Annotated in this window: 23 protein-coding genes; 14 read left to right on the forward strand and 9 right to left on the reverse strand. The window is 48.5% G+C overall.

Going from position 1 to position 26,018, the window contains the following annotated elements:
- Nucleotides 1–80: 80 nt before the first annotated feature.
- The 9 genes from ACVL1J_RS00880 (at nucleotide 81) to galE (ending at nucleotide 10,171) form a co-directional block, all read left to right on the forward strand.
- Nucleotides 81–437, forward strand: a complete 357-nt coding sequence (locus ACVL1J_RS00880; RefSeq protein ID WP_491665035.1) for a MarR family EPS-associated transcriptional regulator — start codon at nucleotides 81–83, stop codon at nucleotides 435–437.
- Nucleotides 438–552: 115 nt separating this feature from the next.
- Complete coding sequence (locus ACVL1J_RS00885; RefSeq protein ID WP_491665036.1) at nucleotides 553–1,851, forward strand: flippase; 1,299 nt, start codon at nucleotides 553–555, stop codon at nucleotides 1,849–1,851.
- 48 nt (nucleotides 1,852–1,899) lie between these two features.
- A complete protein-coding gene (locus ACVL1J_RS00890) occupies nucleotides 1,900–4,248 on the forward strand; it encodes a polysaccharide pyruvyl transferase family protein (protein WP_491665037.1) in 2,349 nt (782 codons plus the stop codon).
- Between the two features lie 55 nt (nucleotides 4,249–4,303).
- On the forward strand, nucleotides 4,304–5,542 hold the full coding sequence (locus ACVL1J_RS00895) for a glycosyltransferase family 4 protein (protein WP_491665038.1): 1,239 nt from the start codon (nucleotides 4,304–4,306) through the stop codon (nucleotides 5,540–5,542).
- Nucleotides 5,543–5,558: 16 nt separating this feature from the next.
- Nucleotides 5,559–6,533 (forward strand): EpsG family protein, encoded by a 975-nt coding sequence (locus ACVL1J_RS00900; RefSeq protein ID WP_491665039.1) that lies wholly within the window; start codon nucleotides 5,559–5,561, stop codon nucleotides 6,531–6,533.
- Between the two features lie 8 nt (nucleotides 6,534–6,541).
- On the forward strand, nucleotides 6,542–7,294 hold the full coding sequence (locus tag ACVL1J_RS00905; RefSeq protein WP_491665040.1) for a glycosyltransferase family protein: 753 nt from the start codon (nucleotides 6,542–6,544) through the stop codon (nucleotides 7,292–7,294).
- A gap of 1 nt (nucleotide 7,295) precedes the next feature.
- Nucleotides 7,296–8,132 carry a glycosyltransferase family 2 protein gene (locus ACVL1J_RS00910; RefSeq protein WP_491665041.1) on the forward strand — a complete coding sequence of 279 codons (837 nt, stop codon included), beginning with the start codon at nucleotides 7,296–7,298 and terminating at the stop codon, nucleotides 8,130–8,132.
- Nucleotides 8,133–8,164: 32 nt separating this feature from the next.
- Nucleotides 8,165–9,160 carry an NAD-dependent epimerase/dehydratase family protein gene (locus ACVL1J_RS00915; protein ID WP_491665042.1) on the forward strand — a complete coding sequence of 332 codons (996 nt, stop codon included), beginning with the start codon at nucleotides 8,165–8,167 and terminating at the stop codon, nucleotides 9,158–9,160.
- A 6-nt stretch (nucleotides 9,161–9,166) separates the two neighbouring features.
- On the forward strand, nucleotides 9,167–10,171 hold the full coding sequence (gene galE, locus ACVL1J_RS00920; protein ID WP_491665043.1) for a UDP-glucose 4-epimerase GalE: 1,005 nt from the start codon (nucleotides 9,167–9,169) through the stop codon (nucleotides 10,169–10,171).
- On the opposite strand, the gene ACVL1J_RS00925 is transcribed toward galE, so the two are convergent.
- The 8 genes from ACVL1J_RS00925 to ACVL1J_RS00960 all read right to left on the reverse strand — a co-directional run bounded on the left by ACVL1J_RS00925 (nucleotide 10,143) and on the right by ACVL1J_RS00960 (nucleotide 21,169).
- The gene (locus tag ACVL1J_RS00925) at nucleotides 10,143–12,974 is read right to left on the reverse strand and encodes a YjbH domain-containing protein (protein ID WP_491665044.1); all 2,832 of its coding nucleotides are present in this window, start codon (nucleotides 12,972–12,974) and stop codon (nucleotides 10,143–10,145) included. The two genes, galE and ACVL1J_RS00925, sit on opposite strands and share 29 nt — an antisense overlap.
- On the reverse strand, nucleotides 12,971–13,567 hold the full coding sequence (locus tag ACVL1J_RS00930) for a hypothetical protein (RefSeq protein WP_491665045.1): 597 nt from the start codon (nucleotides 13,565–13,567) through the stop codon (nucleotides 12,971–12,973). Before ACVL1J_RS00930 ends, ACVL1J_RS00925 begins: the two co-directional genes overlap by 4 nt.
- Before the next feature lie 166 nt (nucleotides 13,568–13,733).
- Nucleotides 13,734–14,030, reverse strand: a complete 297-nt coding sequence (locus ACVL1J_RS00935; RefSeq protein WP_491665046.1) for a hypothetical protein — start codon at nucleotides 14,028–14,030, stop codon at nucleotides 13,734–13,736.
- Nucleotides 14,031–14,138: 108 nt separating this feature from the next.
- Nucleotides 14,139–15,350 (reverse strand): GumC family protein, encoded by a 1,212-nt coding sequence (locus ACVL1J_RS00940; RefSeq protein ID WP_491665047.1) that lies wholly within the window; start codon nucleotides 15,348–15,350, stop codon nucleotides 14,139–14,141.
- Nucleotides 15,351–15,362: 12 nt separating this feature from the next.
- Entirely contained in the window at nucleotides 15,363–17,732 is a 2,370-nt protein-coding gene (locus ACVL1J_RS00945) for an SLBB domain-containing protein (RefSeq protein WP_491665048.1), read from the reverse strand.
- 116 nt (nucleotides 17,733–17,848) lie between these two features.
- On the reverse strand, nucleotides 17,849–18,976 hold the full coding sequence (locus ACVL1J_RS00950) for an MraY family glycosyltransferase (RefSeq protein ID WP_491665049.1): 1,128 nt from the start codon (nucleotides 18,974–18,976) through the stop codon (nucleotides 17,849–17,851).
- A gap of 533 nt (nucleotides 18,977–19,509) precedes the next feature.
- Nucleotides 19,510–20,694, reverse strand: a complete 1,185-nt coding sequence (locus tag ACVL1J_RS00955; RefSeq protein WP_491665050.1) for a lipase family protein — start codon at nucleotides 20,692–20,694, stop codon at nucleotides 19,510–19,512.
- A 1-nt stretch (nucleotide 20,695) separates the two neighbouring features.
- Nucleotides 20,696–21,169 (reverse strand): DUF6795 domain-containing protein, encoded by a 474-nt coding sequence (locus tag ACVL1J_RS00960; RefSeq protein WP_491665051.1) that lies wholly within the window; start codon nucleotides 21,167–21,169, stop codon nucleotides 20,696–20,698.
- Between the two features lie 168 nt (nucleotides 21,170–21,337).
- On the opposite strand from ACVL1J_RS00960, the gene ACVL1J_RS00965 reads away from it, so the two are divergent.
- Both ACVL1J_RS00965 and ACVL1J_RS00970 read left to right on the forward strand, forming a co-directional pair.
- Nucleotides 21,338–21,598 (forward strand): type II toxin-antitoxin system Phd/YefM family antitoxin, encoded by a 261-nt coding sequence (locus ACVL1J_RS00965; RefSeq protein WP_491665052.1) that lies wholly within the window; start codon nucleotides 21,338–21,340, stop codon nucleotides 21,596–21,598.
- 3 nt (nucleotides 21,599–21,601) lie between these two features.
- Nucleotides 21,602–22,009 carry a type II toxin-antitoxin system VapC family toxin gene (locus tag ACVL1J_RS00970; protein ID WP_491665053.1) on the forward strand — a complete coding sequence of 136 codons (408 nt, stop codon included), beginning with the start codon at nucleotides 21,602–21,604 and terminating at the stop codon, nucleotides 22,007–22,009.
- 14 nt (nucleotides 22,010–22,023) lie between these two features.
- Here ACVL1J_RS00970 and ACVL1J_RS00975 read toward each other — a convergent pair whose 3' ends face one another.
- Nucleotides 22,024–23,190 (reverse strand): nucleotide sugar dehydrogenase, encoded by a 1,167-nt coding sequence (locus tag ACVL1J_RS00975; protein ID WP_491665054.1) that lies wholly within the window; start codon nucleotides 23,188–23,190, stop codon nucleotides 22,024–22,026.
- 84 nt (nucleotides 23,191–23,274) lie between these two features.
- Between ACVL1J_RS00975 and ACVL1J_RS00980 the strand changes: the two genes are divergently transcribed.
- The 3 genes from ACVL1J_RS00980 to ACVL1J_RS00990 all read left to right on the forward strand — a co-directional run bounded on the left by ACVL1J_RS00980 (nucleotide 23,275) and on the right by ACVL1J_RS00990 (nucleotide 26,005).
- Complete coding sequence (locus ACVL1J_RS00980) at nucleotides 23,275–24,213, forward strand: UDP-glucuronic acid decarboxylase family protein (RefSeq protein ID WP_394673363.1); 939 nt, start codon at nucleotides 23,275–23,277, stop codon at nucleotides 24,211–24,213.
- Nucleotides 24,214–24,275: 62 nt separating this feature from the next.
- Nucleotides 24,276–25,169 (forward strand): glycosyltransferase family 2 protein, encoded by an 894-nt coding sequence (locus tag ACVL1J_RS00985; RefSeq protein WP_491665055.1) that lies wholly within the window; start codon nucleotides 24,276–24,278, stop codon nucleotides 25,167–25,169.
- Nucleotides 25,166–26,005: a class I SAM-dependent methyltransferase gene (locus ACVL1J_RS00990; RefSeq protein WP_491665056.1), complete on the forward strand. Its 840-nt coding sequence runs from the start codon at nucleotides 25,166–25,168 to the stop codon at nucleotides 26,003–26,005. Before ACVL1J_RS00985 ends, ACVL1J_RS00990 begins: the two co-directional genes overlap by 4 nt.
- Nucleotides 26,006–26,018 lie beyond the last annotated feature (13 nt).

The following is a 26,018-nucleotide window of genomic DNA, read 5'->3' on the forward strand; positions in this document are numbered from 1 at the left end:
AACTTGGTTAAGCTACGTATTAACCCGCGCTTGCTGATCGTTCAACAGCACGGCGGTAGCGTGCCCAAAACACTCTCAACATGACCAGTCGCCAAGCCAAACTTCAAGAAGACACCTACTACCGCGTTATGCGGCTGCTGGAAGAAAACCCAGACCTTACCCAACGCGAACTGGCTGAAAAGCTGGGCGTAAGCGTGGGCGGACTGAACTACTGCCTGAAAGCACTGACTGAAAAAGGTCTGGTGAAGATGCAAAACTTCGCCAACAGCAAGAACAAGTTTGGGTATGTGTATGTGCTTACGCCCAGCGGCATTAAAGAAAAAGCCAAGCTGACCAGCAACTTCCTGAAAAGAAAGATGGAAGAGTACGAAGCGCTTAAGGCAGAAATAGACGCACTGATATTTGAAGAAATAAACAGCAAAACAAACCGACACTAACCCAGGAAATATCCTTGAAAATCAATATCGCTGGCGCAGTCAAACGGTTTACCAACCTCTTATTCTGAAAGAAAGAGAGTGCACAGCCCATAACCAAAAAATAATCGCGAGTGACATGCTCATAAAACAAATTCAGTCGAGACCAGGGCTTCAAAACATTTTGCAAAACACAGGATGGATTGCCGCCGAACGCACCTTAAGAATGATTGGCGGCCTTTTCGTCGGTCTCTGGATCGCTCGGCACCTCGGTCCGAATGACTTCGGTGCACTAAGTCTGGCAATAGCACTTTCCTCATTGATAGGAATTTTTGCGACTTTAGGCCTGAACAGAACAGTTGTAAGAGAACTGACCTTTCATGCAAATGAAAGGGATTTCGAAAGCAAAATAGTTGCGACAACCCTTGCATGGCGCCTGCTAGTTTCCGTGCTTTGCTACATCATCACCATCACCGTAAGCATTGCATTCAACCAAGGACAACCTTTACTTGTAGGCATTATTGCTGGAACAATTGCATTCAGCTCATTTGACGTTTTTGATCTTTACTTCCAGGCAAAAAGTGCATCACGCCATACGGCAATCGCTCGCAGTTTAAGCTTCGTGCTTTTTCTTTTTGTAAAAGTAGCGCTGCTTTTAGGCAATGCTGACGTTACTTCGTTTGCAGCAGTCACAACACTTGAAGCCATCAGTGCAGCTGCGGCCCTATGGATGGCGGGGCGCTCATATGGTGTCGACATTCAACTAAAAAACGTTGATATTCGCTACGGCTGGTCTTTGATTGTTCATAGCTGGCCGGAGTTGTTTGCTGGATTTGCCTGCCTTGTGTTCATGAGGATTGATCAAATCATGCTGGGTAACATGTTAAGCGATAGCGCAGTTGGCGAATATTCGGTTGCCTCACGACTGGCCGAAGCGTGGTATTTCATTCCGGCCGCATTGGTCGCTTCATCATTTCCCGCGATTGTTCGTCAACGCAGTGAAGACAAAGAATTGTATTTGAAACGCATCCATCAACTGATGGTTGGATTGGTCGCAATATCTTACTTAGTCGCCCTTGTCGTTTCTTTTCTTGCGCCTACTCTCATAGGCATACTGTTTGGCTCAACCTATCAAGACTCTGCTGCTATTTTGGTTATCCTTATTTGGAGCGGTGTTTTCGTGTGTTTGGGAACAGCCTCTGGCTCATGGATCATGGCAGAATCTAAGCCAATGTTAAACCTGACCCGCAACGTGTTAGGTGCAATCGCGAACATCGGATTCAATCTGTATTTGATTCCTCGACACGGCGCTGTGGGCGCAGCCATCGGTACGCTTTTATCGCTGAGCTTAGCTTACCTCTTTAGCGACTTCATTAACCCTCAAACTCGCCATATCGGTTTTCTAAAACTTAAAGCACTTTTCTTAGTTTGGAAATAAAGGCCACACGTTATGAATTTTAAATTTATACGCTCACGGTTTAAGTATGTGTCCTACATATTTAAAAAGCGCCCCTTCAAGCTAGAAAAACCGATAGTTCTCCAATTTCCGGTCATCGACATATGTAACTCCCAATGCCAGATGTGTCGAATTTGGGAAAATAAAAAATCCAATGACCTGACTGCTGAACAGCTAAGCGCAGGGCTCGAGAGCGATCTTTTCTCAGAAGTAACCAGCGTTGGGCTAAACGGTGGTGAACCCACCTTGCGCAAAGACTTGGGAGAGTTATCCGAGGTACTTTTCAAGAAACTACCAAAATTAAAATCAATTTCACTAATCACAAATGCCTATAAGTTCGAGGAGGTGATTGCGCGAATTGGTGACATTGGAAAGGTAGTTCAAAAGTATGACGGCGCACTGGATGTAATGATTTCTCTTGACGGGTATGGCGAAGTGCATGACCGTGTGAGAGGCAAGCCCGGGAACTTTGAAAGAGCAAAACATGTTATTGAGTTTGCAAAAAACTCCCCCTTGGTTCACAGCGTTCGAATTGGCTGCACTATCATCAAAGAGAATGTATTCGGACTTGCGGATTTATTCGAGTATTGTCAGTCGGAAAATTTGTATGTCAAGTATCGCTTGGGAATACCCCACCAGCGACTGTACACAGAAAACTTGCTCGACCCCTACACACTAACAGCAGCAGAAAAATATCATGTCGCTGAATTTCTTGAAGGATTGATTAGACACTACGAGCCCAGCCAACAACAGAATTTCTTTTACAGATCGCTGATTGATCAAATTCTTCACAAAGCCCCAAGAAAGGCCGGCTGCGACTGGAAGCACCGAGGCGCAACAATTACTTCAAAAGGTGATTTGCTTTACTGCGCTGTGAAAAGCGACGTGCTAACCAATATTTCAGAAAAAGACATCGAAGCTCGTTACTTTCAGGGCGAAGAACATCTTGGCGAAATTATTCGAAATCACTGCGACACCTGCCATCACGACTACGTTGGAATTCCGCCTAGAAATCAACAAATTAAGCAAATCGCTTTTCAAGTCATTGAGAAACTACGTGTAGAACCTGTGCTAAGGAAATTCTACAGGTACCTTGCTCAAAACAACACGGTACGTAGCCACCAATTCAAGAAGCGTTTGGAGCTTGCCCGCAATACCGCAATAGAACTTGCTCCGTGGCCACAAGGGGGGGCAGGTAAACGTATCTTGATTTGCGGGTGGTACGGAACGGAAACGCTGGGTGACAAAGGCATTCTCGGCGGTGTATTGCAAGCCTTGCGTAACCATTTAGGAACCATTGACGTTGTAGTTGTTTCACTTTTTCCATATGTAAGTGAAATGACAAGGCGGCAAATGGATGAATTGAAAGGTGTCCACATAGTAGACAAGCGACTCGGTTTGAAACTAGCAGGTCAGGCCGACCTGGTGGTTTTTGGCGGCGGGCCGCTGATGGCGATTGACGAAGTGGTAGATATGTGCGGCATTTTTGAGGCTGCAAAAAAAATGGGAAAAAAAACTTTGATTGCGGGTTGTGGAGTGGGCCCATTGAGTACATCAAGACACAAAACCGTTATCGGAAAAATTCTTCAACTGTCTGACGCAAGAATTTACCGAGACGAGAATTCACGTAACCTTGCCAACAAATTGGGAGTGGACACAACGAACGATATTGTTGCAGAAGACCCAGCTTTCAGCTGGTTGAACTTGTATAAACTAAAACTGAAGCGACGTGAATCTTCTAGTACGCGAAAAACTTTGGTGCTGGGACTTCGTGATTTTCCATATCAACAATATGCCCAGCATCTCGATGAAGCGGAGTGTAAGCTAGCAAAAGCGCAATATGAAAACGCAGTGCTAAGTGCATTGTCAGAACTTATCAAACGTTACCCTGATTTGATCATTCGGCCACTGCCAATGTGCACAAACCATTTTGGTGATGACGATCGTTGGTTCTACCGTCGCCTTTTTAGAGAAAAGAAAGATCTTGTACCCAACCTGGACTTATCACTGTTGGGTGCTGAACTTGCACCACTGGAATATTGTTCGGCATTCGTTGAAGCATCAGCGGCTTTAACCATGCGCTTCCATTCTGCTGTATTTGCGATAGGGCTGGGAGTACCCACCGTGGCAATTGACTACACGCTTGGCTTGGGGAAAGTTCATGCCCTGGCAAATAGGTTTGGTGTACCACACAGAAGCCTGACAGAAATCGATTCGAACTTTATTGTGGAAGAACTTTCGAAGTTGCTGAACACGACCACACAGGCAGATTGTTGTGAAGAGTTTTTATTTAACAACGCGATGTATTCAGCACTGTCGTCGCTGTCATTTAATCGAGCCCCCCCCCCAGCTACCCAAAAGTGTATTGCCGCAGCTTAGCGGGGAAAGCACTTCTTAAAGCATTTATAAACCTCATACAAAAAAACAAACCATATTGAAAGTCACACACATTAACTACTCCGACATTGACGGAGGCGCGGCTAGGGCCGCCTACAGGCTTCACCAAGCATTAAGGGCTACAGGAACAGATTCAACAATGCTGGTTGACTGGGCTGTTTCTGGCGACTGGACGGTTGACGTAAAGTCCAGCAAATTGCACAAGGGAATTGCCAAGGTTCGGCCCACCTTGGGCAGGGTGTTATTTAAACCATTTGTTCGATCCAAAAGTCTGAACAGCCTTTCACCTTCCATTCTTCCATCTGGCCGAGTCAAAGCACTGAATGAAAGTGATGCTGATATTCTGCACTTGCATTGGGTACAAGGTGAAATGTTATCAATTGCCGAAATTGGCAAACTAACAAAACCAATGGTATGGACCTTGCACGACATGTGGGCGTTTTGTGGTGCAGAACATTACACCGAAGACCTGCGCTGGAAACATGGCTACACCGCCAAGAACAAACCACACAACGAGAACGGTTTCGACATTAACAGATGGACCTGGGCGCGCAAGCTTAAACATTGGAAAAAACCTATACACATAGTAACGCCGAGCAATTGGCTTGCAGAATGTGTAAGGGAAAGTGCACTGATGCAGGGCTGGCCTGTGAGCGTAATACCAAACCCGATTGACACAGAAAAGTGGAAACCAATTGATCAACAATTGGCGCGTGACCTGCTTGGATTACCTAAAGACAAGCACCTTCTTCTTTTTGGCGCAATGGCTGGCTCACAGGCCCCACGAAAAGGGTTTGATCTTCTACAGGATGCGTTAAATAAGCTTCGAGGTGAAGTTTTAGATGTGGAACTTGTGGTTTTTGGGCAAACCAGTCCAAAAAACCCGCCGGATCTTGGTTTTCCAATTCATTACGCAGGCCACTTGCATGACGAGCTTAGTTTGCAAATTCTATACAGCGCCGCAGATGCTTTTGTTTTGCCTTCAAGACAAGACAACCTTCCCAACACAGGGGTTGAAGCACTGGCGTGTGGTACACCCGTGGTGGCATTCAACACAGGCGGGCTACCCGATATAGTAGAACATAAGCACAATGGATACTTGGCCACAGCATTTGAGACTGATGATTTGGCATGCGGAATAAAATGGACTTTAAGTAAAACCACAACTCAAATAATTAGAATAAATGCCCGAAACAGCGCAACACAGCGATTCTCTAACAAGGCCTTAGCGATTTTGCACAAAAATCTTTACAAAAACATCAATCGAAAAACATAAAAAGAACACCATACAAATGGAGATATCACTATACATAATAGTATTATTTTTTGGAATACTTTTTTCAATAAAAAAAAATATCATAGAAAACAAACAAATATTCTTTGTTTTTTTTATTATTACATATATTTTACTTTCTTTGATCGTAAGACTAGAATTTGATTCCGACATAGAAACTTACAAATCTTCAATGTCATATACATCACTATCGATGTATTATTTTAGAGAACCAGTAGTTTGGTTAGGACAGAGATATTTATTTGAGCAAATACAGAACGAGTATGTGGTGTTTGTTATATATGACACAATAGGCGGCTTAATTCTTTTCAGTGCACTTTATAGACTAAAAACCCCTAGTTATATTTATTTTGGCATCTTAACATTTTTTCCATTTATACTAGGAATGCAAAATGTTTACAGACAGTGGCTGTCCAGTATAATATTTTTATACGCTTTTTCTCTATCATGGAAAGAAAATCTCTCTTTAAAAACGCTTTTCGCATTCATTGCATCAATTCTTACGCACAACGTGGCAGCAATTTTTTTTCCACTACTCTTAATAAAAAACAAAACATATATAGCAAGAATAATTTGGATTCCGTGCTTTTTCGTTTCATTCGCAGGACTCTACTTTGGATCAGATGTAAAATCCTCAGCAGAAACCGGCGCAAATCTTAGCGCAGCATACCTAACTCTGTTAATAATATTACTATCATTGATTATAGCCCTAGACAAAGGACGATTTATTACCAAGAGAACATCCGAGTACAAACTATTCTCTGGACTAATATTACTATCTCTAGTATCAATAATTATATTAAGCAGCGCCGGCGGAGAAAGAGTATCCATGTTCTGTTTGATTATAGCGTACCCAATACTGGCTATTTTACTTGAGGAAAGATTCAAACAAAAAGAACCCATTCGAATAATCTATATAACCCTTGGATTTATTCCGATGTTTATTTTTTCAGTATCAATTTTCATAATTTAAAATAGCATATGCAAGAAATAATCCACAAGAAAAACGAACGAGCCGCCCCCCCCAAACTAACTATTATCACGGTAGTTAAAAACGATTCGGTTGGCTTGCAAATTACAGCAACATCGATTGAAACCCACCTACCGAGAGATGAATCTTTCGAATACGTGGTGTGGATCAACTCGCACTCCACAGATTTAAAGGCTCATTCATCAGCAGCCTTGAGTTTCGCCGATGTGGTTGTTGTTGGGGAAGACAAAGGCATATTCGACTCAATGAACCGTGCCGCACGGCATGCAACCGGCAACTATTTGCTATTCCTCAATGCTCGCGATCAAATTATTGAGCCGTTTGCCATAGACAAAATTACCGGCCCGAGCTTAATCCCTGTGCAGTACATTGACTACTTCGGTAAAAAACGGAATGTCAAAGCAGCAAGGTTTTTGCAGATGGGCATTCCATTCTGTCATCAGGGAATGATTTTGCCACGAGAGGGGTACACCTACGACACCAGTTATAAATACGGCGCAGATTACCTTGCATTGCTGAACTTTAATTTGGATTGGCCACTGCCTTTGCTACAAAAAGGCCTTGTTGAGTATGACACCACTGGCATATCGACCCTTAACCGCTGGGAAGCTGACAAGTGGACAGCAAGGGTGATTCAAGCCAAGTTTGGTTTTTTTTGGTGCTATTCCTATCTTGCTTACTGCGTATCCAAGCTAGCCGTTAAGCGTCTTTTTGACCTGAAGAGAAAGTTGCTGAATCCGTAACATGACTAGCGCAATTGAAAACCCAATAGTTTCAGTAATAACACCATGTTTCAATGGTGGGTATTTTTTAAAGCGAACGATTGAAGCGGTTGCCAAACAGGGCTACAACCTGGAACACGTTGTTGTAGACGACTGTTCAACCGACAACAGCTGGGAGCTTCTCGAAGAGCTTGCTGCCAAATACCCTTGGCTTAAAGCGGTTAGGCTGGATAGAAACTCTGGGCCGGTTGTAGCGCGAAACAAGGCGATTGAATTGGCGAGCGGGCGTTTTCTGGCATTTCTTGATGTTGATGATTTTTGGTTGCCCAACAAGCTGAAAACTCAGCTCCACTTCATGCAAGGCAATGATTGTGGTTTGAGCTTTTCTGACTACCGCTTCGTTAGTGAAGATGGTCGAAAAATTGGTAAACGCCTTCAAGGATTCAACAAGGTTGGCTGGCACCTGCACCACATGACCCGCTACCTTGGCTGCTTAACCATGGTGGTTGATAGAAACCATTTCCCTGACTTTAAATTTCCGGACGTTGCCAGCTATTACAAGGCGGAAGATTTCATTGCGTGGTCAAGGTGCATATCTGATTCGGGGCGACCAGCACTGCGTTGCCCGCACGACTTGGCCAGATACTCGGTCGTGAGCAACTCACGTTCGTCAAATTTCAAATCAGCCGCTTTGTCAGTTTGGATGTTGTACCGCGACATTGAAAAAATTGGACCGCTGTTATCAGTCATTTATTTCTTTTCCTACAGCGTAAACGCGGCGTGGAAGCGTCTTCGCTGCAAGCCCGTTCTAGACCGATCAACAATCGACGAGGACTATTCTTGGTCTTTGCTTGATTGACAACCATTACCATAAGACCCTTTACAACATACATGACCACCATCAGCATCATCGGCGGCAGCGGCTTCATTGGTAGCCGCTTGGCGCGTCGCCTAACAAGCCACGCAAGCAACAAAGTTCAAATTTTCGACAAGGCACCCAGCCAGCCCTTCCCGCAACTGTGCAACATTTGCGACGTGCGGAATGTGGAAAGTTTAAGAAATGCTCTGCCCGAAGAAACGATACTGATCAACCTGGCTGCCGAGCACCGCGACGATGTGCAGCCGCGCAGTTTGTATCACGATGTCAACGTAACCGGGGCAATAAACCTGTGCCAGGTGGCACGCGAGAAGAATATCAACACCATTGTGTTTACTAGCACAGTGGCGGTGTATGGGTTTGCCCCTTTGAGTACTGACGAAACAGGTCAAATTGCGCCGTTTAATGACTATGGCCGCACGAAATACGAAGCGGAAAAAATTTTTAGGGCATGGCAGGCTGAATCGCCCGCTGACCGCACCTTGGTAATAATTCGCCCTACCGTGGTGTTCGGTGAGCAAAACCGTGGCAATGTGTACAATCTGCTGCGCCAAATTGCATCGGGAAAATTTCTCATGGTGGGCCACGGTAAGAACCGCAAATCGATGGCCTATGTCGAGAATGTGGCCGCGTTTATTGAACACTGCATCGGCTTTCCACCCGGTGTTCACACTTATAATTTTATCGACAAGCCCGACTTCACCATGAATGAACTCGTGGGCTCGGTGAAACGCACGCTAGGGCAACCAGAAAAAATCGGCTTCCGTTTGCCGTACAGCATGGGCTATGCAATAGGCAAGTGCTTCGATTTATTGGCTGCCGTAACTGGCAAGCGTTTGGCGATAAGTTCAATACGAGTTAAAAAGTTTTGCGCAAATTCCGTATATAACACCGCAATTGATAGCACTGGTTTTGTTTCCCCGGTGCCGCTCACCAAGGCGCTGGAACAAACCATTCGCCACGAATTTATTGAGAAGCACGACAACGAGCATGTTTACTTTTCTGAGTAACGCATCATGAAGATATTGGTTGTGGGCGGGGCAGGTTTTGTTGGATCTCACATGGTTAAGCTGCTTGGCCGTTTGGGCTGCCGTGTAACTACGTTGGATGACCTGTCAAATGGACATCGCGATTCGGTACTTTACGGTGAATTTATTCAAGGCAGTTTTGGTAACAGCAATGTACTGCGTGAAACACTAGCGAAAGGATTTGACGCGGTCATGCACTTTGCCTCATTCATCCAAGTGGGTGAGTCAATCCAATTTCCTGACAAGTACTATCAGAACAACATGGTCAATACCCTTGCTTTGCTCGATGGGATGCGAGAGCATGGTGTTCGGAACTTCATCTTTTCGTCCACAGCAGCCACTTTCGGTGAGCCACAATACACGCCGATCGATGAGCGCCATCCTCAGCAGCCGATCAACCCTTATGGTCGAACCAAATTGATGGTTGAGCAAGCGCTCGCCGACTATGACAAAGCTTATGGCATCAAGTCTGTTAGTCTGCGTTATTTCAATGCAGCTGGTGCAGACCCTGATGGTCAATTAGGAGAGCGTCATGATCCAGAAACTCATCTGATTCCACTTGTGCTTCAAGCAGCAGCAGGGCGACGTTCGCATATTTCGGTGTTTGGCCGGGATTACGAGACGCCTGATGGCACCTGTATTCGAGACTACATTCACATTCAAGACCTGTGCTCAGCTCATTGGCTGGCTTTGCAGTCGTTAATGAATGGTGCAAATAGCCAAGCTTACAACCTAGGCAATGGCAACGGCTTTTCAGTACAGGAGGTCATTGATAGCGCAAAGCGGGTTACTCGGCGAAACATTCCAGTGGTGGATGCCCCACGCCGAGAGGGTGACCCCGCCCGCTTGGTGGCCGACTCAACACTTGCCCGTGAAAAACTCGGCTGGAAGCCGCAGTATACAGAGCTGACCACTCTCATCGAACATGCATGGAACTGGGAGTTGAAAAGTACCTCAACACCAACTAACGGGGCTCACTCAACGCTGGCTTAAACAACAACGCCCTCGGACTCCTCACATTTGTTTCTTCAAACAAACTCAAAGCCCTTCTCAACTTCGCCCCGCCATCTCGCGTTACCTGCACCCAGTTAAAACTGGCATCGCCCGGTACGGTGCTGCTAAACAGCGCATCAAAAGGCACACGCAGGTAAATGCCCTTGTCAAAACTTCCTTCACCAAAATCTTCAGCCGACACATTGGTTTTACTGGCGTAGGCGCCAATTTTCACGCCGTTGTCAAACACGCGTGAAAGGTCTACCGTAACGCCTTTGTCCCCAGCCAAATATTGGCCCACTGAAACCGTGGCCAGTATGTCTTCAAAACCTGTGTCCACGTAGGCCGTAATGTGGCCAGTGTTCACGGTGTAATTTCTGAAATCAAAGTCTTGTTCAAAGGCGCGCTGTTTTACGCGGTTGGCATCTATCCCCAAAGCCCAACGTGAATTCATGGGGCGGTACAAATACTCACCGCCCACGCCGCCAAACATGCTTTCCAAATACCCGCCATACAGGCTATAAAAATGGTTTTGTGAAAGCTGGCCCACATGGTTAAGTTGCAAGTTGCTCAGTTTGGTGTCCGAAGCTATTGAGTACTCGCGGAAATCGGTACGCACAGGCGGCAAGTTACTAACGCTGTTTTGAGTAAACTTGTCGAATGTGCCGCCCAATACATGGTCTACACGGCCAGTTATCCAGGTGCTGTTTGTTAACTCAACTTCGCCCCGGGCATAGGCCGTAAACTGAAACAGGTAGCCATTGGCGCCACCAAAAGTTTGCTCGTAACCCAGGCCAACAGCGCCGTTGTACCAGGGGTCGTATTCGGTGTGCAGGGGTTTGTAGGCGTAGCCATTGGGTTCAACGGCCGCCACGGGGTTGCCATTGGTTTTCTGCACAGGCAGTTGGGTTTTGTCTTCAGCCCACTTGTTGCGGTCTACTACATGCTCTGCAATATTTGCACCACGATTTTTGTAGGTAAAGCTGAACCAGTTAATGCCTTCTGCCACGTTTTCATGCAGGGCTGCGGTGGCTTTGTCCACAGCCTTGGCTGGGTAGGTAACGTCGGCATTTTTAACCGTAAGCTGCACTTCACTGCCACGTTGTTGAACGCTTTCAACATTCCAGGTGGTTTGCTCTTCCACCAACTTTACGGTTTTTTCCCAATTGGTGCTGGCAGGGCGTGGGCCTTGCGTAACCACCACAGGTTTGGGGTCAGTTATTTTGGGCACTGCATACTTGCTAACATTCTCTTTAAACGACAAGGCAAAACCCATGGTGTTGCCGCGTTGCACGCTTACGCTGAAATCGATGTAGTCATTAATGCGGTACACCGCACCATAATTAATATTGCTACTTTGTGCCTGCGGGTTTCTCAGTGGTTCGTTGGAATAGTCGTTGCCATCCAGTTCCACTTTCAAAATCAAATCGTGCCAAGGAGTTTGCCATTCAACACCGCCGAACAGTGCGGCTTCACCCCTGAAGTATGTTTCCGAGTTGGCTTGTCCACCCGCTCCAAAGTTGACCTGCGGTCTGCGGTCAAACTCATCACTGATAAAACCGAAAGGGTTTGATATACCGCCCCCGGTGGCCATATTGCCAAAGCCCAAACCAAGGGTAAAGTCGAACTGGCCCGCCCGTTTATTGGCTACAAAGTATTCGCTTGAAAACAAACCCGTGCCGCCAATATCGCGAAGGCCCACGGCCATTTCGGGCAGGTAAGCTGTTTCGTTTAATAAGCGAAGTTTTACATCAACGCTTTTGTCTTGGAATTTACGGTCACCACTAAAATTATCGGCACCAAAACGGCGGTTGGTAATAATGGAATACCGAAAACCCGCTTCCAGCCATTCAAAGGGTTGGTAAATGAATGAGTAGCGTGAATAAGGTTCAACCCGGCTGGCGGTAAGGCTAATGGTCCCTTCCTCGGCCATGCGGGCGCTGGGCATTTGAAGCAGGCCCACTGTGCCCCAATCGCTGCGAGTGGGGCGCACCGTGTAATCAAAAGGCGTATTGCTGGCCGGTGTAATAGTTTCCGTGGGTGCTGCCACCACTGGTGTAGCGTTGTTGGCCTGTTTAAACGACCCTTGGGTTTGCAAAAACTCAACCAGTTGCAGGCTTTCTTGCTCGGCCCAGCCGCTATTGCGTGCTGGTGCCCACACCCACGCACCCGGTTGCGGCAGGGTTTGCTCGGTTTGGTTCCACAGCGCCACATTCAGCTTAACCATTTGCCCGGTGGGTTGTACCAGCCATGCATGGTCAAAACCTTCGCCAAAGGTGTACCAACTGCTTTTTGGAAAGCATTGCTGTAAATAAGCAATTACCGACACCTGCGGTTTAAACGCAGCCACACACTGCCCACCCGTGCCCAGCAGGGCAATGTGGTTGGCTGTGGGTTGCAGCACTACAGAATCCTTGGCTTGCAACACCGGGTCCAGGTTTATTTTGGCGGCCATTTCATGGCCGTCTTGCGTGGGCAGCAGTTGCCGGCCTGTGGTGGGCAAACTTTCCACCAATGGTTTTAAATAAGCAGGCACTTTGCCTGTGGGCTGCATGCCAAGCAGCGTAATAAGTTGCGTTTTTTGAAGTGCTTGCTTGTTGTACAGTTCAGCACGCTTTAACAACATGCTGCCCAGTTGCAGGGTTTGCCCTTCGCTATTGGTGGCGCTGCCGGGCAATAGTTGCTGGCGCATAAGCAGCTCTGAAAGGCGCTCGCCCTGCTTTGGCGCGTATATGCTTTCCGCGTGGGCCCAACCAAACTGGGCAATCAACAAGGCCAGGGCTGCGGTTGTTTTAAGTTTCATGGCTTGGGTGCTGGGTTGGTTCGGTGCAGCCATTCTATGCAGGCACTGGGGGTTAGGCACTGGCTGCCATACACGGGGCTTCCGTTGCTGGCAAATGCATGCAGGCTGTAAGGAGTTTCACTGTTGGGCTGCGGTACTTCCTGAAACCACACCAAGGCTTGCCCGCCTTGTTGCGCGGCTTCTAATAGGCGTTTGCGCAACACGCTGTTGCTTGTATTAACCGTTGATTCAGGCACAGCCTGAAAACGCAAGGCCACAGTTTTATTAAAAATTTGTTGATCGGGCTGGCTGTAAGTTTTACTGGTGGGCAATTGCACCCCTTGCTGGTTAGGGGTAGCCCAAGTGTATTCGGTGGTGCTTATGTAGTTGTTTACTCCGGTAATACTGACCAAGAACCCGTTTTGCAGCCGTAGCAATTCGCGTTGCGAGTCGTACCAGGTTTGCACTGGGGGCTGTTGTTTGGGCGTGGCCACGTAACCCAACACCATCATGGCTTGCGCGCCCACGGTGTGCGCTTCCAGGTACTGCAAATTGGGGTTCATTTGAAATTGCTCAAACCGCGTGGGGCTGGTTGTGTCTAGTGCCTGAACCATTTTGTATGCAGCTGTAAAATTTGACGCGCATGCACTTAAGCCAAGGCAGGCAAGGGGCAATACAAGGTTGCGATTCATTGTTGGCACTGTGGGTTACTTTGCAAATACGAATGAGTTGGGCAAAAAAAAACGCCTCCTGTCAGGAGGCGTTTTTATGTGTTGCAGCTTACTGCGATGCTGAAACAGACACGGGGATGTTGTTGTTGTCGTTCGCAACAGCAATGGCTGTTGCCAAGCCAGCAGCAATGCCCAGGCCACCGGCGGCACTTACTCCACCAGCTGCACCGGCACCAGCACCACCGGCGCCTGCACCGGCTCCACCAGCACCGCCGCCCTGAGCGCCAGCATTTGCTGCGTTGGGGTTTGCATTGGCTTGGCCTGTTGGGCTAGCGTTGTTGTTTTGGGCAAGAGCAGTGCCCATGCTCATTCCGGCAATAGCCAGGATAGCTAGAAATTTTTTCATAGAGAATTCTCCTTGGATAGGATTAATAAACGCGCGCAACATAAAACTTACAACAAAACTGCCGTTAACACCACCCCATATTTAAAGGGCGATAGTTTACTTACAACACTATTCGCCACGCAGGCGCCAGGCATTTCTCAAAGCCTGAAGGCGTGTGGCTGATTCTTCATCACTGCCCGCTTTGCGCATGGCACCTTTCATCAAGGCAATTAACACCGCCAAAAAGCCGGCGGCCAACACACTTAACACCACAATCAGGGCGCGCTTGGGCTTGCTTTTGCGCTCAGGCACAGCGGCCATGTCCAGTTGCTGCACATTGCCGCCGTCTTTGGCTTCGTCGATTTTGGCCAGTTCAAACTGCTTGGCCATAATTTCAAACACCGCTTCCTGGTATTTCACTTCGCGCAAAGCGCGAACGTATTCAAGGCCCTGTTCGGGCAAATTGCCAGCCGACACCAAACCCAATTCGCCACCAGTGCCGCCTTTGTCCAGCTTCTTAAGTTCTACGCGCAAGCCATTCAATTCAGCCACCACACGGCGGTAATCTGAATTCTCGGGCGTGGCAAAGGTGCGCATGGCGCTTAGTTGCACTTCCCGCTGTGCAATTTCAGCACGCAGGCGGGCCACAGCCTCAATGGTGGCCTCCGCCTGGCTTTTTAACTCAACTAAACCAGTGCGTTCTTGGGTTTCTTTAAGCTTTACTTCAGCGTTTGAAAGCTCTTCTTTGGCTTTTGCAAACTGGTCTTCAAAAAACTGGCGGCGTTGCTGTGCCTCGGTAACTGCAACACGGGTCATGAGGTCTTTCAACACTGTGTAATAAGCATTGGCCATTTTGGCAGCCAGCTCGGGATCTTTGTCGTCGACCTCGATGGTAATCAAATTCGATTTTTTGTCACTGCTTACCCGAACCACTTCCTCTAGGGTTTTATACACGTCTGTACGTAGTTCGGCCTCGTAATATTCGACCAAATTGAACTGATCAATAATTTGGTCTTTCGCACTGCGGCTTTGCAGCATGGCAATAACAGTGTCCGCAGTGGTACCGCCGGTGCTAATGCCAGCCAAACCAGCCAAACCTCCCAAGCTGGCCAAGGCAGCGGCTGCGCCACCGCCGCCACTGTTTTGTGGAGGCAGCAGTGTGGTTTTTGCGGTAAATATGGGCGTTAGAAACAAGCTGACCACAATGGCTACAATGCCAACCACAAAGGGCAAGCCGAAGATCAGCTTTTTTTCTTCACCCAGGGTGGTGGCCAATTCAACCAGGCTGATTTCATCGTCGCCGTAATCGCCAACTTGCTGGGAATCAATATTCGAGTTCATGCGTGTTTCTCGTTAATCCTGAATGGCGTTAACCGCTGCTGCACCCAAACCAACCTGGTAGAAAATTTGGGAAATGTCGATTAGCGTTTTGGTAAGCGATACACGTTCGAAATCTTCGGGTACATAAATTGCATCGCCTGGCAGGGCGCGTTTACCGTACAAGCCGCTGACGAAAGGCAACCAGCCTTGCTGCGCACTGTCGACGGTGCCATTGGCGCGTATTACAAAAATTGAGCCATCGTCTGCGCCTTTTGCTGCGCCACCAGCCAAGCCCAGGTAGTCGAACACCGTGTTACCTGACTCGAACGCATACACGCCCTGGCTGTAAACGGAGCCCAACACTGCCACCTGGCCGGGTAGTGAAGGAATGGACACCACGTCCCCATCGATCAACGCCAACGGCGGCAATTCAGCAATGCTTTGTGCATCGGGTTTAATTTCGAGCACCACCCGGCCTTCGGGTTTCATTTTACGCAGGCGATCCAGGTAAGCACCCTGAATTTGGGCTTGCTTTTGAGCGTTGGCGGCATCGCCAGCCGAAATAGCGGAAGCTGCATTGCTGGCTTGGGCAGACACCAACATGCGTTCCGCTTGTTCAAGTGCTTTCTGTTTTTGCTGTTCTTGCTCAACCGCAATAGACCGGCGGGTAAGTTTGGTACCAAACAGGTAGGCGTCTTCTGCCAAGCCACCAGCTTTTACAATCACATCGCGCAGCGATTCGCCCGGGGCAATTTGGTAGTAGCCGGGGGCTTTCACTTCGCCAGTTACCTTGATTAAGGCGGTTTGGCGCGAGCGGGGAATTTGGGCGTCGTTAGCACTGAACACGGTAACCACGTCGCCAGCCTGCAACTGCAGATTTTGGTTGGGGTCGCCAGCCATGGCCTTGCGCAGGTTGAACGGAATTAAGCGGGTTTGCAATTCTTGGCGGTCGAGCCGCTCGATAACCGCATAATCCCAGTTAATTTGTGAAAGCATGTTGGAAATGGTGTCTTCAACCACTTCAATTTTTTGCTCGCCTTCTTCGCCTTGGTCGGTTTTGTTGAACAGTTTGGAGTCGTCTGTGTTCAATTGGCTTTGCAGCTTTGGATCCCGAACTGATCGCTCTGCATCGTCTTTGTTGAATTGAACCAAGGCTCCCTTCTTTTTGAAGTAGCTGTCTTGAATCAAGGCATCGGTGTTGGGAATAAGGTCGGCAATTCGCATACCCTCAAAAAACGGATAGCGGGCAGGTGTGGCCACATTGCCTTTCAAGGTCACTGCGTTGGTAAATTCGCGGCGGGTTTGAAACAGGGTAACAATGTCGCCGTCTTTCAAGGCCGCCTGGTTTAAGGCGCGGCTGTAGCTAAGCTGCTCTACCGCACGGGGCGCCTTGGGGTTGTCAGTGTTGAAACCCTCGATAAGAACGGAGTCTTGACGAAGCAAGGTGCGATCGATACCAGAAATATCGAGAATGTCGCTTAACCCCTCGCTTGGCTTTAATTCGAATATTGCGGCGGAAGGGCCGGCTACATTCAGCGCTACGCGAGCGCCAGCCTGACCGATAAAGATTACATCGCCCGCCCGGAGTTTACGGTCGTCGTTGAGTTCGCCTTTGCGAAGCAAATCGTACAGGTCGAAGGTGGCCACAGTAACACCACCGCGTTTTAGCTGCACATTGCGAAAGCTGCCGTTGACACCGGGCTGCGCCACAGAAAACACCACAGAGGCCAAGGTGCTGGTACTGCTGACCGTGTGCATGCCTGGGGCCAACGCTTGACCTGCCACATAAATGCTGACACCACTTAACTTGCCCAAGGTGGCGCTTAGGTTAAAGTTTTTGTAGTACTTGCTGATTTCAGCAGTGAGGAATTGATCCAGATTGCGAGCCCGCACACCGGCCACGGGGAAGGTGCCCACTGAAGGAATGGTGAGCTGACCGTCGCGATCAACTACTGCGGTGTGGTTCACATCGATAGCGCCCCACACCCGCACCAAAATTTGATCACCCGCGCTAATTTCATAGTCTGCGGAAACGGGGGTGTTTTCAGCTTGCGTTTGTTTTAAGTCGACCTTGAGCGCAGATGTGCCAAATGGATAAAGCAACTTGCCGGTGTTTTCAAACACAAAGCGTTGAAACAGGCTAAGTGGCCGATTGGGCAAGGGCTGCGCCTGGGGCTGCTGCATTTCTTCGGCACCCTGGCCATCACTATTGTTCGCAGGGTTTAATTCCGAATTGACTTTGCCAACAAGACCCGCACCCACATTCGAAGGCAGGTTATTGGGCTGCGCATTCAAACGATCAGTATTTGAACGGTTAGGTTGTTGATCATTTACAAAACCTGCCAAACCGAGCGGTGCTTGTGCAAATACGCTGCCGCTGGCCACCAGTGCAACACAAACCATTGCGTATCGGATCTTTTGGCCGAAAGCTGATAAATACATCGTTTAACTCTATTAATTGAAATGACGGGTCAAAACCACAATTGGCACATTGGCTTAAAGGGTAGCAGAAAGCTGCTTTAGCTCGCCATTTCCTTGCGATTTCTGAAGTAAATGCTTAAGCGCAACATGCGCCGGTACATGCGCTGGTAAACCACAAAGCTGATCAACAGCCAAGCCACCACCATTCCCAGGCTTTCCGGCCAGAAAATTGCGCCCAACATGGGAAAAAATGAGTAAACCCACAAAAAAGGCGAGGTATAGGCGTTGCGCTTCCAGGCAGGGGCGTAAGGCAACAGCTTGCGGCTAACCACACGGCGGTAAATAAGGCTGTGCAAATGGGAGGCATCGGGGCAACCGGGGTTGTGCTTGCGCTTGCGGCTGGCACGGCGGTAAATGCTGAACAAGGTTTCAATGAACGGGTAACCGCACACCAGCAACATGGCCCAGGGGCTGACGTCTGCTGGGTTGCGCATGGCCAAGGCCACGGCCAGCACAGCCACGTAATAGCCCAGGCTGTAAGCGCCTGCATCGCCCAGGAAAATGAAGCCCTTGGGGTAATTAACCGCCATAAAACCGGCAACCACAGCCGCGCCAAGTATGGCCAGGTTCAGCACGGCAGTGTCGTCGACCCGGTACGCGATAACGCCAATGGTAAGCAGCATAAGAAGAACAACGCCGCTGGCCAAGCCATTGAACCCGTCAATAATATTCACGCTGTTTGCAATACCAGCGATTGCAAAAGCAGTAAACAAAATACCAACTGGGGCAAATGCCAGCAGCGAATCAATGCCTGGTATGTGAACGCTGTTCACCCAATAGCCTGTAATTAGCGCGGCCAACAAACCGCTGGCTGCAGTGGCGAACAAGCGCACTTTAACCGACACTGTTTTGGTGAAGTCTTCAAGCAAACCAGCCGCAAATGCAGGAATACCACCAATTAGAATCAAGCCCAGCAGTGTGGCTGTGCCTTGAGTAAAACCATGGGGAAGTACAAACCAGGTGCCCAGAAAACCAACTGCCAGTGCAATGCCGCCAATACGCGGCGTGGGCGCAGTGTGAAATTTTTGCACGCCATTGGTGCCGTCCATACTGAAAGCGCCATGCCAGCGCTTGGTGGCCACAATAAGCAGACTGGCCAGTAAGGAGCAAATAATTCCTGTTAACGCTGCTGGCCAGAAGACTTTAATAGCCTCAATGGTTTGCATGATGCTCCCGATGTGTTGGTGTTGCCGACCCGAAAAAAGACCGATCGACTGGTTTTAATATTTCAGTAGTGTCAAACGGCAGCGAAGGACTTCCGTTGACAGTAAATTTTTGTAGGTGTTAAGCAAACTGCATTCCTGCCACAGCGCCCCGCAATTGTGCACACGCAGCATGGCAGTTTTATGACTGTCATAGGCTTTCGAGTATACCACCTAGAGTTAACCCTATTTCAACTTTCAAAATCGCTTGTCACCCTTTGTTACTCTGCATTCATGCTGGTGGATGCATTTACTTGTTGACCTAAATGAGGGGGCGTAACTTTACCTACAGAACTGCCACGACGAGCTAAGTGACAGCTGTAATTTGGTGGAGTGGCTGGTTTTGCAACGGAGGAGAATCAGTTTTTTAATAACCCTGAAACAAAAAACCGAGGGCTGAAATTATTCTGACCTGTTCATCAATCAACGACACAACAGTCAGATTGCGGTTACCCGGGTTGGAATACACATCAAAACGCAGCAATAACTTGCGAAAATTATCGCCCCACCAGTTGAATGGCTTGTTTGGCCATGGTGTTGACCGACTGGTGCAGCAGCCCGAATACCCAGCGAATAGTGGCCACCGAGGCATCCGCTAATGCGTGGGTTGGGCGACCCAGGTAAGCCATGATGGCGTTAAGCATGCCTACAACTTCTTTGGTTTGTTTGTAGCTGGCTTGTGCGTAGCGGGCGAGAATTTCAGCCATTTGGTCGAGCACAGTGAATGCGCCTGTGCCGTAGTGGCTAACGCTGAGCAGGCTTTGTGCCCCAAGGCGAGAAAGCATGTCGTGTATGGCTTTGTTGATCATTTTCAGCAAGCGCCCACTGAACATGGCACCGGGCATTTTGGCGAGTTGTTCGAACCGCCCTGCTTCAGCGTTGTTGGCGGGGTACATGGAGTTTTCCAGTTGCTGTTGCTTGCCCCTGGTGTGGCTTTGCATTTGCTTCCAGGTGCTGTTGACCATGCTGCTGTAGCCGTTGGCAAGCTTGTGCATGGCTGGGTTGATATTCAGCCAACCGGCATCGAGCAAGTAGGTGCCATGCACGTAGGGTGCATGAACAAAGGGGTAGCACGGCACCATGGTGACAATGTCGGCCTCGTTGGCTACGCGATATACATGCGCTGCATTCATTTTTTTGCTGAGGTGTTCGGCATACGGCACCATGCCCACCCGCGGTGCAGCCACCGTGTACAGGTATGAATTCAAGCCGAGCTCAGCGCAAGCCGCAGCATTGAGATTGGCCAGCGCGCCGCCCAGGCTGTGGCCCATGCAGTGGACCGCAGTGGGCTTGAAACCCAGGTTTTGTTGTTTGATGAATTCGTTGAGCTGTTGAACGTAGCTTTTAAAGGTGGTGCCGAAACCTTTGTGGATGGCGTGGCCGGTGGGCCCAAGAGTTGGGATTGCGTTGATGTCGGTACCAGCGTCAGCCCAAGTGGCTGTGCCACGGGTGGCGATGACGATTTCGCGAGAACGACCACCGTTGAGTTGGGCCATGAAACCAAAGCCGCTGGCAACGGGAGTGATGAGTCCAGAGGTGGCGGTGATGATTTTGAGAGAATTGAGATCAATGAATGGCAACGAGATTCCAAGCTGATCCTTAAGTGCAACAGAGTCCCTTCCCTTTGCCTTGTAAGCACCCTCTGAGAGCAAATAAATTTGATTGGGTGTTAGTTGATTCATTTTAGATACCCCCGTTGTGTTTGCATCGAACAATACGACCATGGTCGTACTGCTCATAAGTAGATAAGTCGCAATCGATTCTTATGACCCCACCATTTGCTTCACTTCTTTCGTTGAACTCGTATTTGGTGTGAGACCAGATTGCGTATCGATGCCCCTCGTGTGAAAGCCAAACGAGTTGCGAAATATTTGGATTCGCAGACAACAAATCTGGCCTCAAAAACCTGCGTTCCTGAACCACTCCAAACTTGAAGCGCCCTTCACTGTCTGTTGTGGTTGTGTCGGTGTACTTACCGCCTTCAAAACCTCCGCTATACAGTTCACGTGTAGTAACAACATTGGCCAGCGGCTTCCCTTGCCAATGAATGAGCCCTTCAATGGGCGAGCAGTACACAATTTTTTTGAACACAAAAGCCTCCGTGGGCTGGGGTGCAAGGGGCAGCAGCAATACCAAGGCGAGCAATAAGCGGTGCATGGTTTAAGCCTGTCCGTTTTGGATAAACAAACACGCTAGCACCAGGTGGGGCGGGAGGCAAAAACCAGATTAGGTGTGTAATCAGGATGGGGCTGGAGCTGCCACACCTTGCATGGACAAGCGCACCCGTTTAAACTAGTCAGATAACTAGTCACCTAGGGAAATTGAATGCAAACATGGCCCGTTCAAGATGCAAAAGCCAGATTCAGCGAACTGCTCGACACCTGCCTTCGCGACGGCCCACAAGCTGTTAGCCGACGCGGTGAGGAACAAGCAGTGTTAGTGCCTATCGCGGAATGGATCAGACTGACCCAACAAAACCAACCTAGCCTGAAAAGCTTGCTACTTGCCGAGGAAGCACGTACGGAATACCTTGTGCCACCCAGGGGGCATCTAAAGCGCCGAAAGTTAAGCGGACTGGAAGGCTGAACCATGTACCTACTGGACACCAACGTGATTTCCGAACTCCGAAAGGCAAAACCCCACGGCGCAGTTCTGGCTTGGATCAAGAACATTCCCGAGCATTTGCTTTATCTCAGTGCATTTACCTTGGCCGAAATTCAAAGCGGAATCGAAAGAACTCGAGAACAAGATGAGAACAAAGCCGAGGAAATAGAACGGTGGCTGAATAAATTGCAGGCAACCTTTAAAGTGCTGCCCATGGATGCAGAGTGCTTTCGAGTATGGGCGAAATTGATGCACAGAGAAACCGACACAGCACTGGAAGACGCCATGATTGCAGCTACCGCCTTGGCGAATAAGTTGACTGTGGTGACCCGCAACACCAGAGATTTTCACAGGTTTGGTGTGGTGCAGTTGAATCCTTTTGAACATCGCTAGCGTTGGCTTCGAAATTAATCGCTTCCGAACAAATCACGGGTGTATATCTTGTGCTCCACATCGGCGAGTGCTTGAACATGCCGGTTACACAGAATAATGTCGGCTTGCTGTTTGAACTGTTCCAGGTTGTTCACCACCCTGCTTCGGAAAAACTCCGGTTCTTGCAGCACGGGTTCGTACACAATCACCTCAATGCCCTTGGCCTTGATGCGTTTCATGATTCCCTGAATTGCAGATGACCTGAAGTTGTCACTTCCAGCCTTCATAACCAGCCTGTAAATACCCACCACCTTCGGGTTCTTTGCCACCACGTCGGCTGCAATGAAGTCTTTACGCGTGGTGTTGGCTTCTACAATCGCTTGAATCATGTTCTGTGGCACATCGCTGTAATTGGCCAACAGCTGTTTGGTGTCTTTGGGCAAGCAGTACCCACCGTAACCAAAGCTTGGGTTGTTGTAGTGGTTACCAATGCGGGGGTCCAGGCTTACGCCATCGATAATTTGGCGAGTATCCAAACCGTGCGTTGCGGCATAGGTGTCTAGCTCGTTGAAGTAGGCCACGCGCATGGCCAGGTAGGTGTTGGCAAACAGTTTGATGGCCTCTGCCTCGGTACTTCCAGTGAACAGGGTGGGTATGTTTTGCTTGATAGCACCTTGTTGCAACAGGGCTGCGAATTGCTGGGCACGCTCGCTTTGTTCACCCACCACAATGCGGCTGGGGTACAAGTTGTCGTACAGGGCTTTGCCTTCACGCAAGAATTCAGGGCTGAATATGATTTGGTTTGTATTCAGCCTTTTACGAAGTTGCTCGGTGTAACCAACAGGTATGGTGCTTTTGATCACCATGGTGGCTTGTGGGTTAATGGCCTGCACATCGGCCACCACCGCTTCAATCGATTTGGTGTTGAAGTGGTTGGTTTGCGCGTCGTAATCGGTGGGGGTGGCAATAATTACAAAGCTTGCGCCCACGTAGGCTTCTTCTTTGTTGGTTGTGGCTTTGAAGTTCAGTGGCTTGTTGGTCAGAAAGTCTTCAATTTCAGCGTCGTGAATGGGTGACTTTTTTTGATTTAACAAATCCACCTTCGCCTGAATAATGTCCAAGGCCACAACCTCGTTGTGCTGGGCTAGAAGCATGGCATTTGAAAGACCTACATAGCCCGTGCCTGCAATTGCTATTTTCATGAGTATGCTGGGCTAGCGCCCTGTGAATGTTGAATGGCTTTAGAATAACGGATTGCGCAAAGCACAAAAGCGGAACACGAACGAATGAAAAGCAGAATATTGGTAACTGGTGGTGCAGGTTTTTTGGGTTCGCACCTGTGCGAGCGACTGCTGGCCGAGGGAAACGAGGTAATTTGTGCAGACAATTACTTTACGGGCAGCAAGGAAAATGTGGCTCACTTGCTGAGCAACCCCTACTTTGAATTGATTCGGCACGATGTAACGTTTCCGCTTTACATCGAGGTAGATCAAATTTACAACCTGGCCTGCCCTGCAAGCCCGGTGCATTATCAGCACGACCCAGTGCAAACCACCAAAACCAGTGTGCACGGCGCAATCAATATGCTTGGCCTGGCCAAGCGTGTTAAAGCAAAAATTTTCCAGGCCAGCACCAGCGAGGTGTATGGCGACCCGGAAGTACACCCGCAACCAGAGGAATATTGGGGGCGCGTAAACCCGATTGGCATTCGCAGTTGCTACGACGAGGGCAAGCGCTGCGCCGAGACCTTGTTTTTTGATTACTACCGCCAGCACAACCTGGAAATTAAAGTTGCCCGCATTTTTAACACCTATGGCCCGCGTATGCACCCCAATGATGGCCGAGTGGTGAGCAACTTTATTGTGCAGGCTTTGAAGGGGCAAGACATTACGATATTTGGCGACGGCAGCCAAACCCGCAGCTTTTGCTACGTAGACGATTTGATTGAAGGTTTTATTCGTTTGATGAACACCGATCCCGGTGTTACCGGGCCGGTGAACCTGGGCAACCCAGGTGAATTCACAATGCTTGAGTTGGCCGAAAAAGTAATTGAACTAACAGGTTCAAGCAGCAAGCTGACCTTTATGCCATTGCCGCAAGATGATCCCAAGCAGCGTCAACCCAATATTGAATTGGCTAAAAACAAGCTGGGTTGGGAGCCAAAGGTGAATTTGGAAAATGGGTTGAAAAAAACGATCGAATACTTCAAAAATCTGCCTGCATAATATTGATGACTCGAAGCCCGATATTATTTTTGATCTTCAACCGCCCGGACACTACCGCTAGAGTGTTCGATTCCATTCGCAAGGCAAGGCCAGCACGGCTTTACATTGCGGCAGACGGGCCACGAGAAAGCCGTGCAGGCGAAGCCGACATTTGTGAGCACACCCGCAAAATAGCACAAGAAGTGGACTGGCCCTGCGAGGTCAAGACCCTACTGCGCAGCAAAAACCTGGGATGCAAAAAAGCGGTAAGCAGTGCAATTGATTGGTTTTTTGACAATGAACCTGAAGGAATCATTCTTGAGGATGATTGCTTGCCTGCGCCAGATTTTTTTAGATTTTGTGATGAACTTCTCGAGAAGTATCGCGACGAACCCAAGGTAGGCTCTATAACCGGGGACAATTTTATTTCCTCAACTTGGACACCTGAAGAAAGCTATTACTTTTCAAAGTTTAGCCACATTTGGGGTTGGGCCACATGGCGACGAGCGTGGAAAGAATACGATGTTGGAATGTCTGATTGGCCAAGCCTTGGCCCACAATTTCTTGAAACTCAAGTTTTTGCAGACAATCGAAAAGCGGTCAAATACTGGAGCACAGTGTTTGCGAAGGTGCACCAAGGCGAGATAGACACTTGGGACTACCAATGGGTATTTACTTGCTTCAAGAACGGTTGGCTTAGTTGTATTCCAAAACGTAATTTGGTGACCAATATTGGTTTCGGCCCCAATGCAACACACACCACAAGTGCAGAGAGCAAGCTTGCCAATGTTCAAACAGGGGAGCTCGATTGGCCAATAAAGCACCCGGAACCAGTAGCCGCTTCGGAAAAAGCTGACAAATGGACACTTGATCAGGTGTTCGAAATTCAGATGCATTCTTGGACCATCAACAGGCTGATGGCATCGCTCCGATATAGATTCTCATTAATAACTCAGCGATGGAGTCGCCAAAAGTGAATTTCAACACCGACGCGTCGAATGAGCTTGATATCTGGGGATTCAAGATTCCTGAGCAATTTCTTTCAACAAACGAGGCTAACTATCTCAAAGACCTACCGGAGGAAACTCCCGACGTTCAATGGGTGTGTGATGAGCTCAATAAGGTTTGGCATAACCTTAAATTGAATAATCGCAAAAAACTTTCAGAGCAGAATATCGGTGAATTCTATTCACACCCTGTATGGATAGTGAACGGCATTTTCACCTCTGTTGACCCTGAAAGTGCTGCACACAGGCAATCCATCGCTATTGCCATCTCAAAACTAAAAGCAAAACGAGTGGCTGACTTTGGAGGTGGCTTTGGCGAGCTTGCGTTAAAAATCGCACAAACCAACCCAACAATAGAGATCGATGTAATCGAACCTTTTCCTTCGAAATTTGGCACGTATCGCGTTTCGTCGATTCCATCAATCAACATGCGCCCAAACCTCCAAGAAAACTATGACTGCATTGTTGCGCAGGACATTCTGGAACATGTTGAGAACCCGATTACTTTAGCTTACGAAATTTGTAAGCACCTACACGTTGGAGGAATTGCAGTTTTTGCGAACTGCTTTTTTCCTGTGATTGATTGCCACTTGCCACGTACATTCTATCTACGCCACACTTTTAAATATGTGATGAGTACCATGGGGATGGTTTACATTGGAACGGTAGAGGGTACGCCTCACGCCCATATGTTTGTTCGCAAAGGAGAACTCAAAAAGAGGTTGGCTTTTACAGCAAACGTTGTTGCTAAGGTAGTAGGTCCATTAGTTACTTTGGCATTCAGAATTATAAGCATTCGGATTTAAGTTGGAGGTCAAC

The sequence above is a fragment of the Limnobacter sp. G6BE5S genome, assembly GCF_058448965.1.

What these genes read in the sequence shown, in the direction of transcription:
- ACVL1J_RS00880 (WP_491665035.1), top strand. Translation starts at nt 81, where the DNA reads ATGACCAGTCGCCAAGCCAAACTTCAAGAAGACACCTACTACCGCGTT.
- ACVL1J_RS00885 (WP_491665036.1), top strand. Translation starts at nt 553, where the DNA reads ATGCTCATAAAACAAATTCAGTCGAGACCAGGGCTTCAAAACATTTTG.
- ACVL1J_RS00900 (WP_491665039.1), top strand. Translation starts at nt 5,559, where the DNA reads ATGGAGATATCACTATACATAATAGTATTATTTTTTGGAATACTTTTT.
- ACVL1J_RS00905 (WP_491665040.1), top strand. Translation starts at nt 6,542, where the DNA reads ATGCAAGAAATAATCCACAAGAAAAACGAACGAGCCGCCCCCCCCAAA.
- ACVL1J_RS00910 (WP_491665041.1), top strand. Translation starts at nt 7,296, where the DNA reads ATGACTAGCGCAATTGAAAACCCAATAGTTTCAGTAATAACACCATGT.
- ACVL1J_RS00915 (WP_491665042.1), top strand. Translation starts at nt 8,165, where the DNA reads ATGACCACCATCAGCATCATCGGCGGCAGCGGCTTCATTGGTAGCCGC.
- galE (WP_491665043.1), top strand. Translation starts at nt 9,167, where the DNA reads ATGAAGATATTGGTTGTGGGCGGGGCAGGTTTTGTTGGATCTCACATG.
- ACVL1J_RS00925 (WP_491665044.1), bottom strand. Translation starts at nt 12,974, where the DNA reads ATGAAACTTAAAACAACCGCAGCCCTGGCCTTGTTGATTGCCCAGTTT.
- ACVL1J_RS00930 (WP_491665045.1), bottom strand. Translation starts at nt 13,567, where the DNA reads ATGGTTCAGGCACTAGACACAACCAGCCCCACGCGGTTTGAGCAATTT.
- ACVL1J_RS00935 (WP_491665046.1), bottom strand. Translation starts at nt 14,030, where the DNA reads ATGAAAAAATTTCTAGCTATCCTGGCTATTGCCGGAATGAGCATGGGC.
- ACVL1J_RS00940 (WP_491665047.1), bottom strand. Translation starts at nt 15,350, where the DNA reads ATGAACTCGAATATTGATTCCCAGCAAGTTGGCGATTACGGCGACGAT.
- ACVL1J_RS00945 (WP_491665048.1), bottom strand. Translation starts at nt 17,732, where the DNA reads ATGGTTTGTGTTGCACTGGTGGCCAGCGGCAGCGTATTTGCACAAGCA.
- ACVL1J_RS00950 (WP_491665049.1), bottom strand. Translation starts at nt 18,976, where the DNA reads ATGCAAACCATTGAGGCTATTAAAGTCTTCTGGCCAGCAGCGTTAACA.
- ACVL1J_RS00955 (WP_491665050.1), bottom strand. Translation starts at nt 20,694, where the DNA reads ATGAATCAACTAACACCCAATCAAATTTATTTGCTCTCAGAGGGTGCT.
- ACVL1J_RS00960 (WP_491665051.1), bottom strand. Translation starts at nt 21,169, where the DNA reads ATGCACCGCTTATTGCTCGCCTTGGTATTGCTGCTGCCCCTTGCACCC.
- ACVL1J_RS00965 (WP_491665052.1), top strand. Translation starts at nt 21,338, where the DNA reads ATGCAAACATGGCCCGTTCAAGATGCAAAAGCCAGATTCAGCGAACTG.
- ACVL1J_RS00970 (WP_491665053.1), top strand. Translation starts at nt 21,602, where the DNA reads ATGTACCTACTGGACACCAACGTGATTTCCGAACTCCGAAAGGCAAAA.
- ACVL1J_RS00975 (WP_491665054.1), bottom strand. Translation starts at nt 23,190, where the DNA reads ATGAAAATAGCAATTGCAGGCACGGGCTATGTAGGTCTTTCAAATGCC.
- ACVL1J_RS00980 (WP_394673363.1), top strand. Translation starts at nt 23,275, where the DNA reads ATGAAAAGCAGAATATTGGTAACTGGTGGTGCAGGTTTTTTGGGTTCG.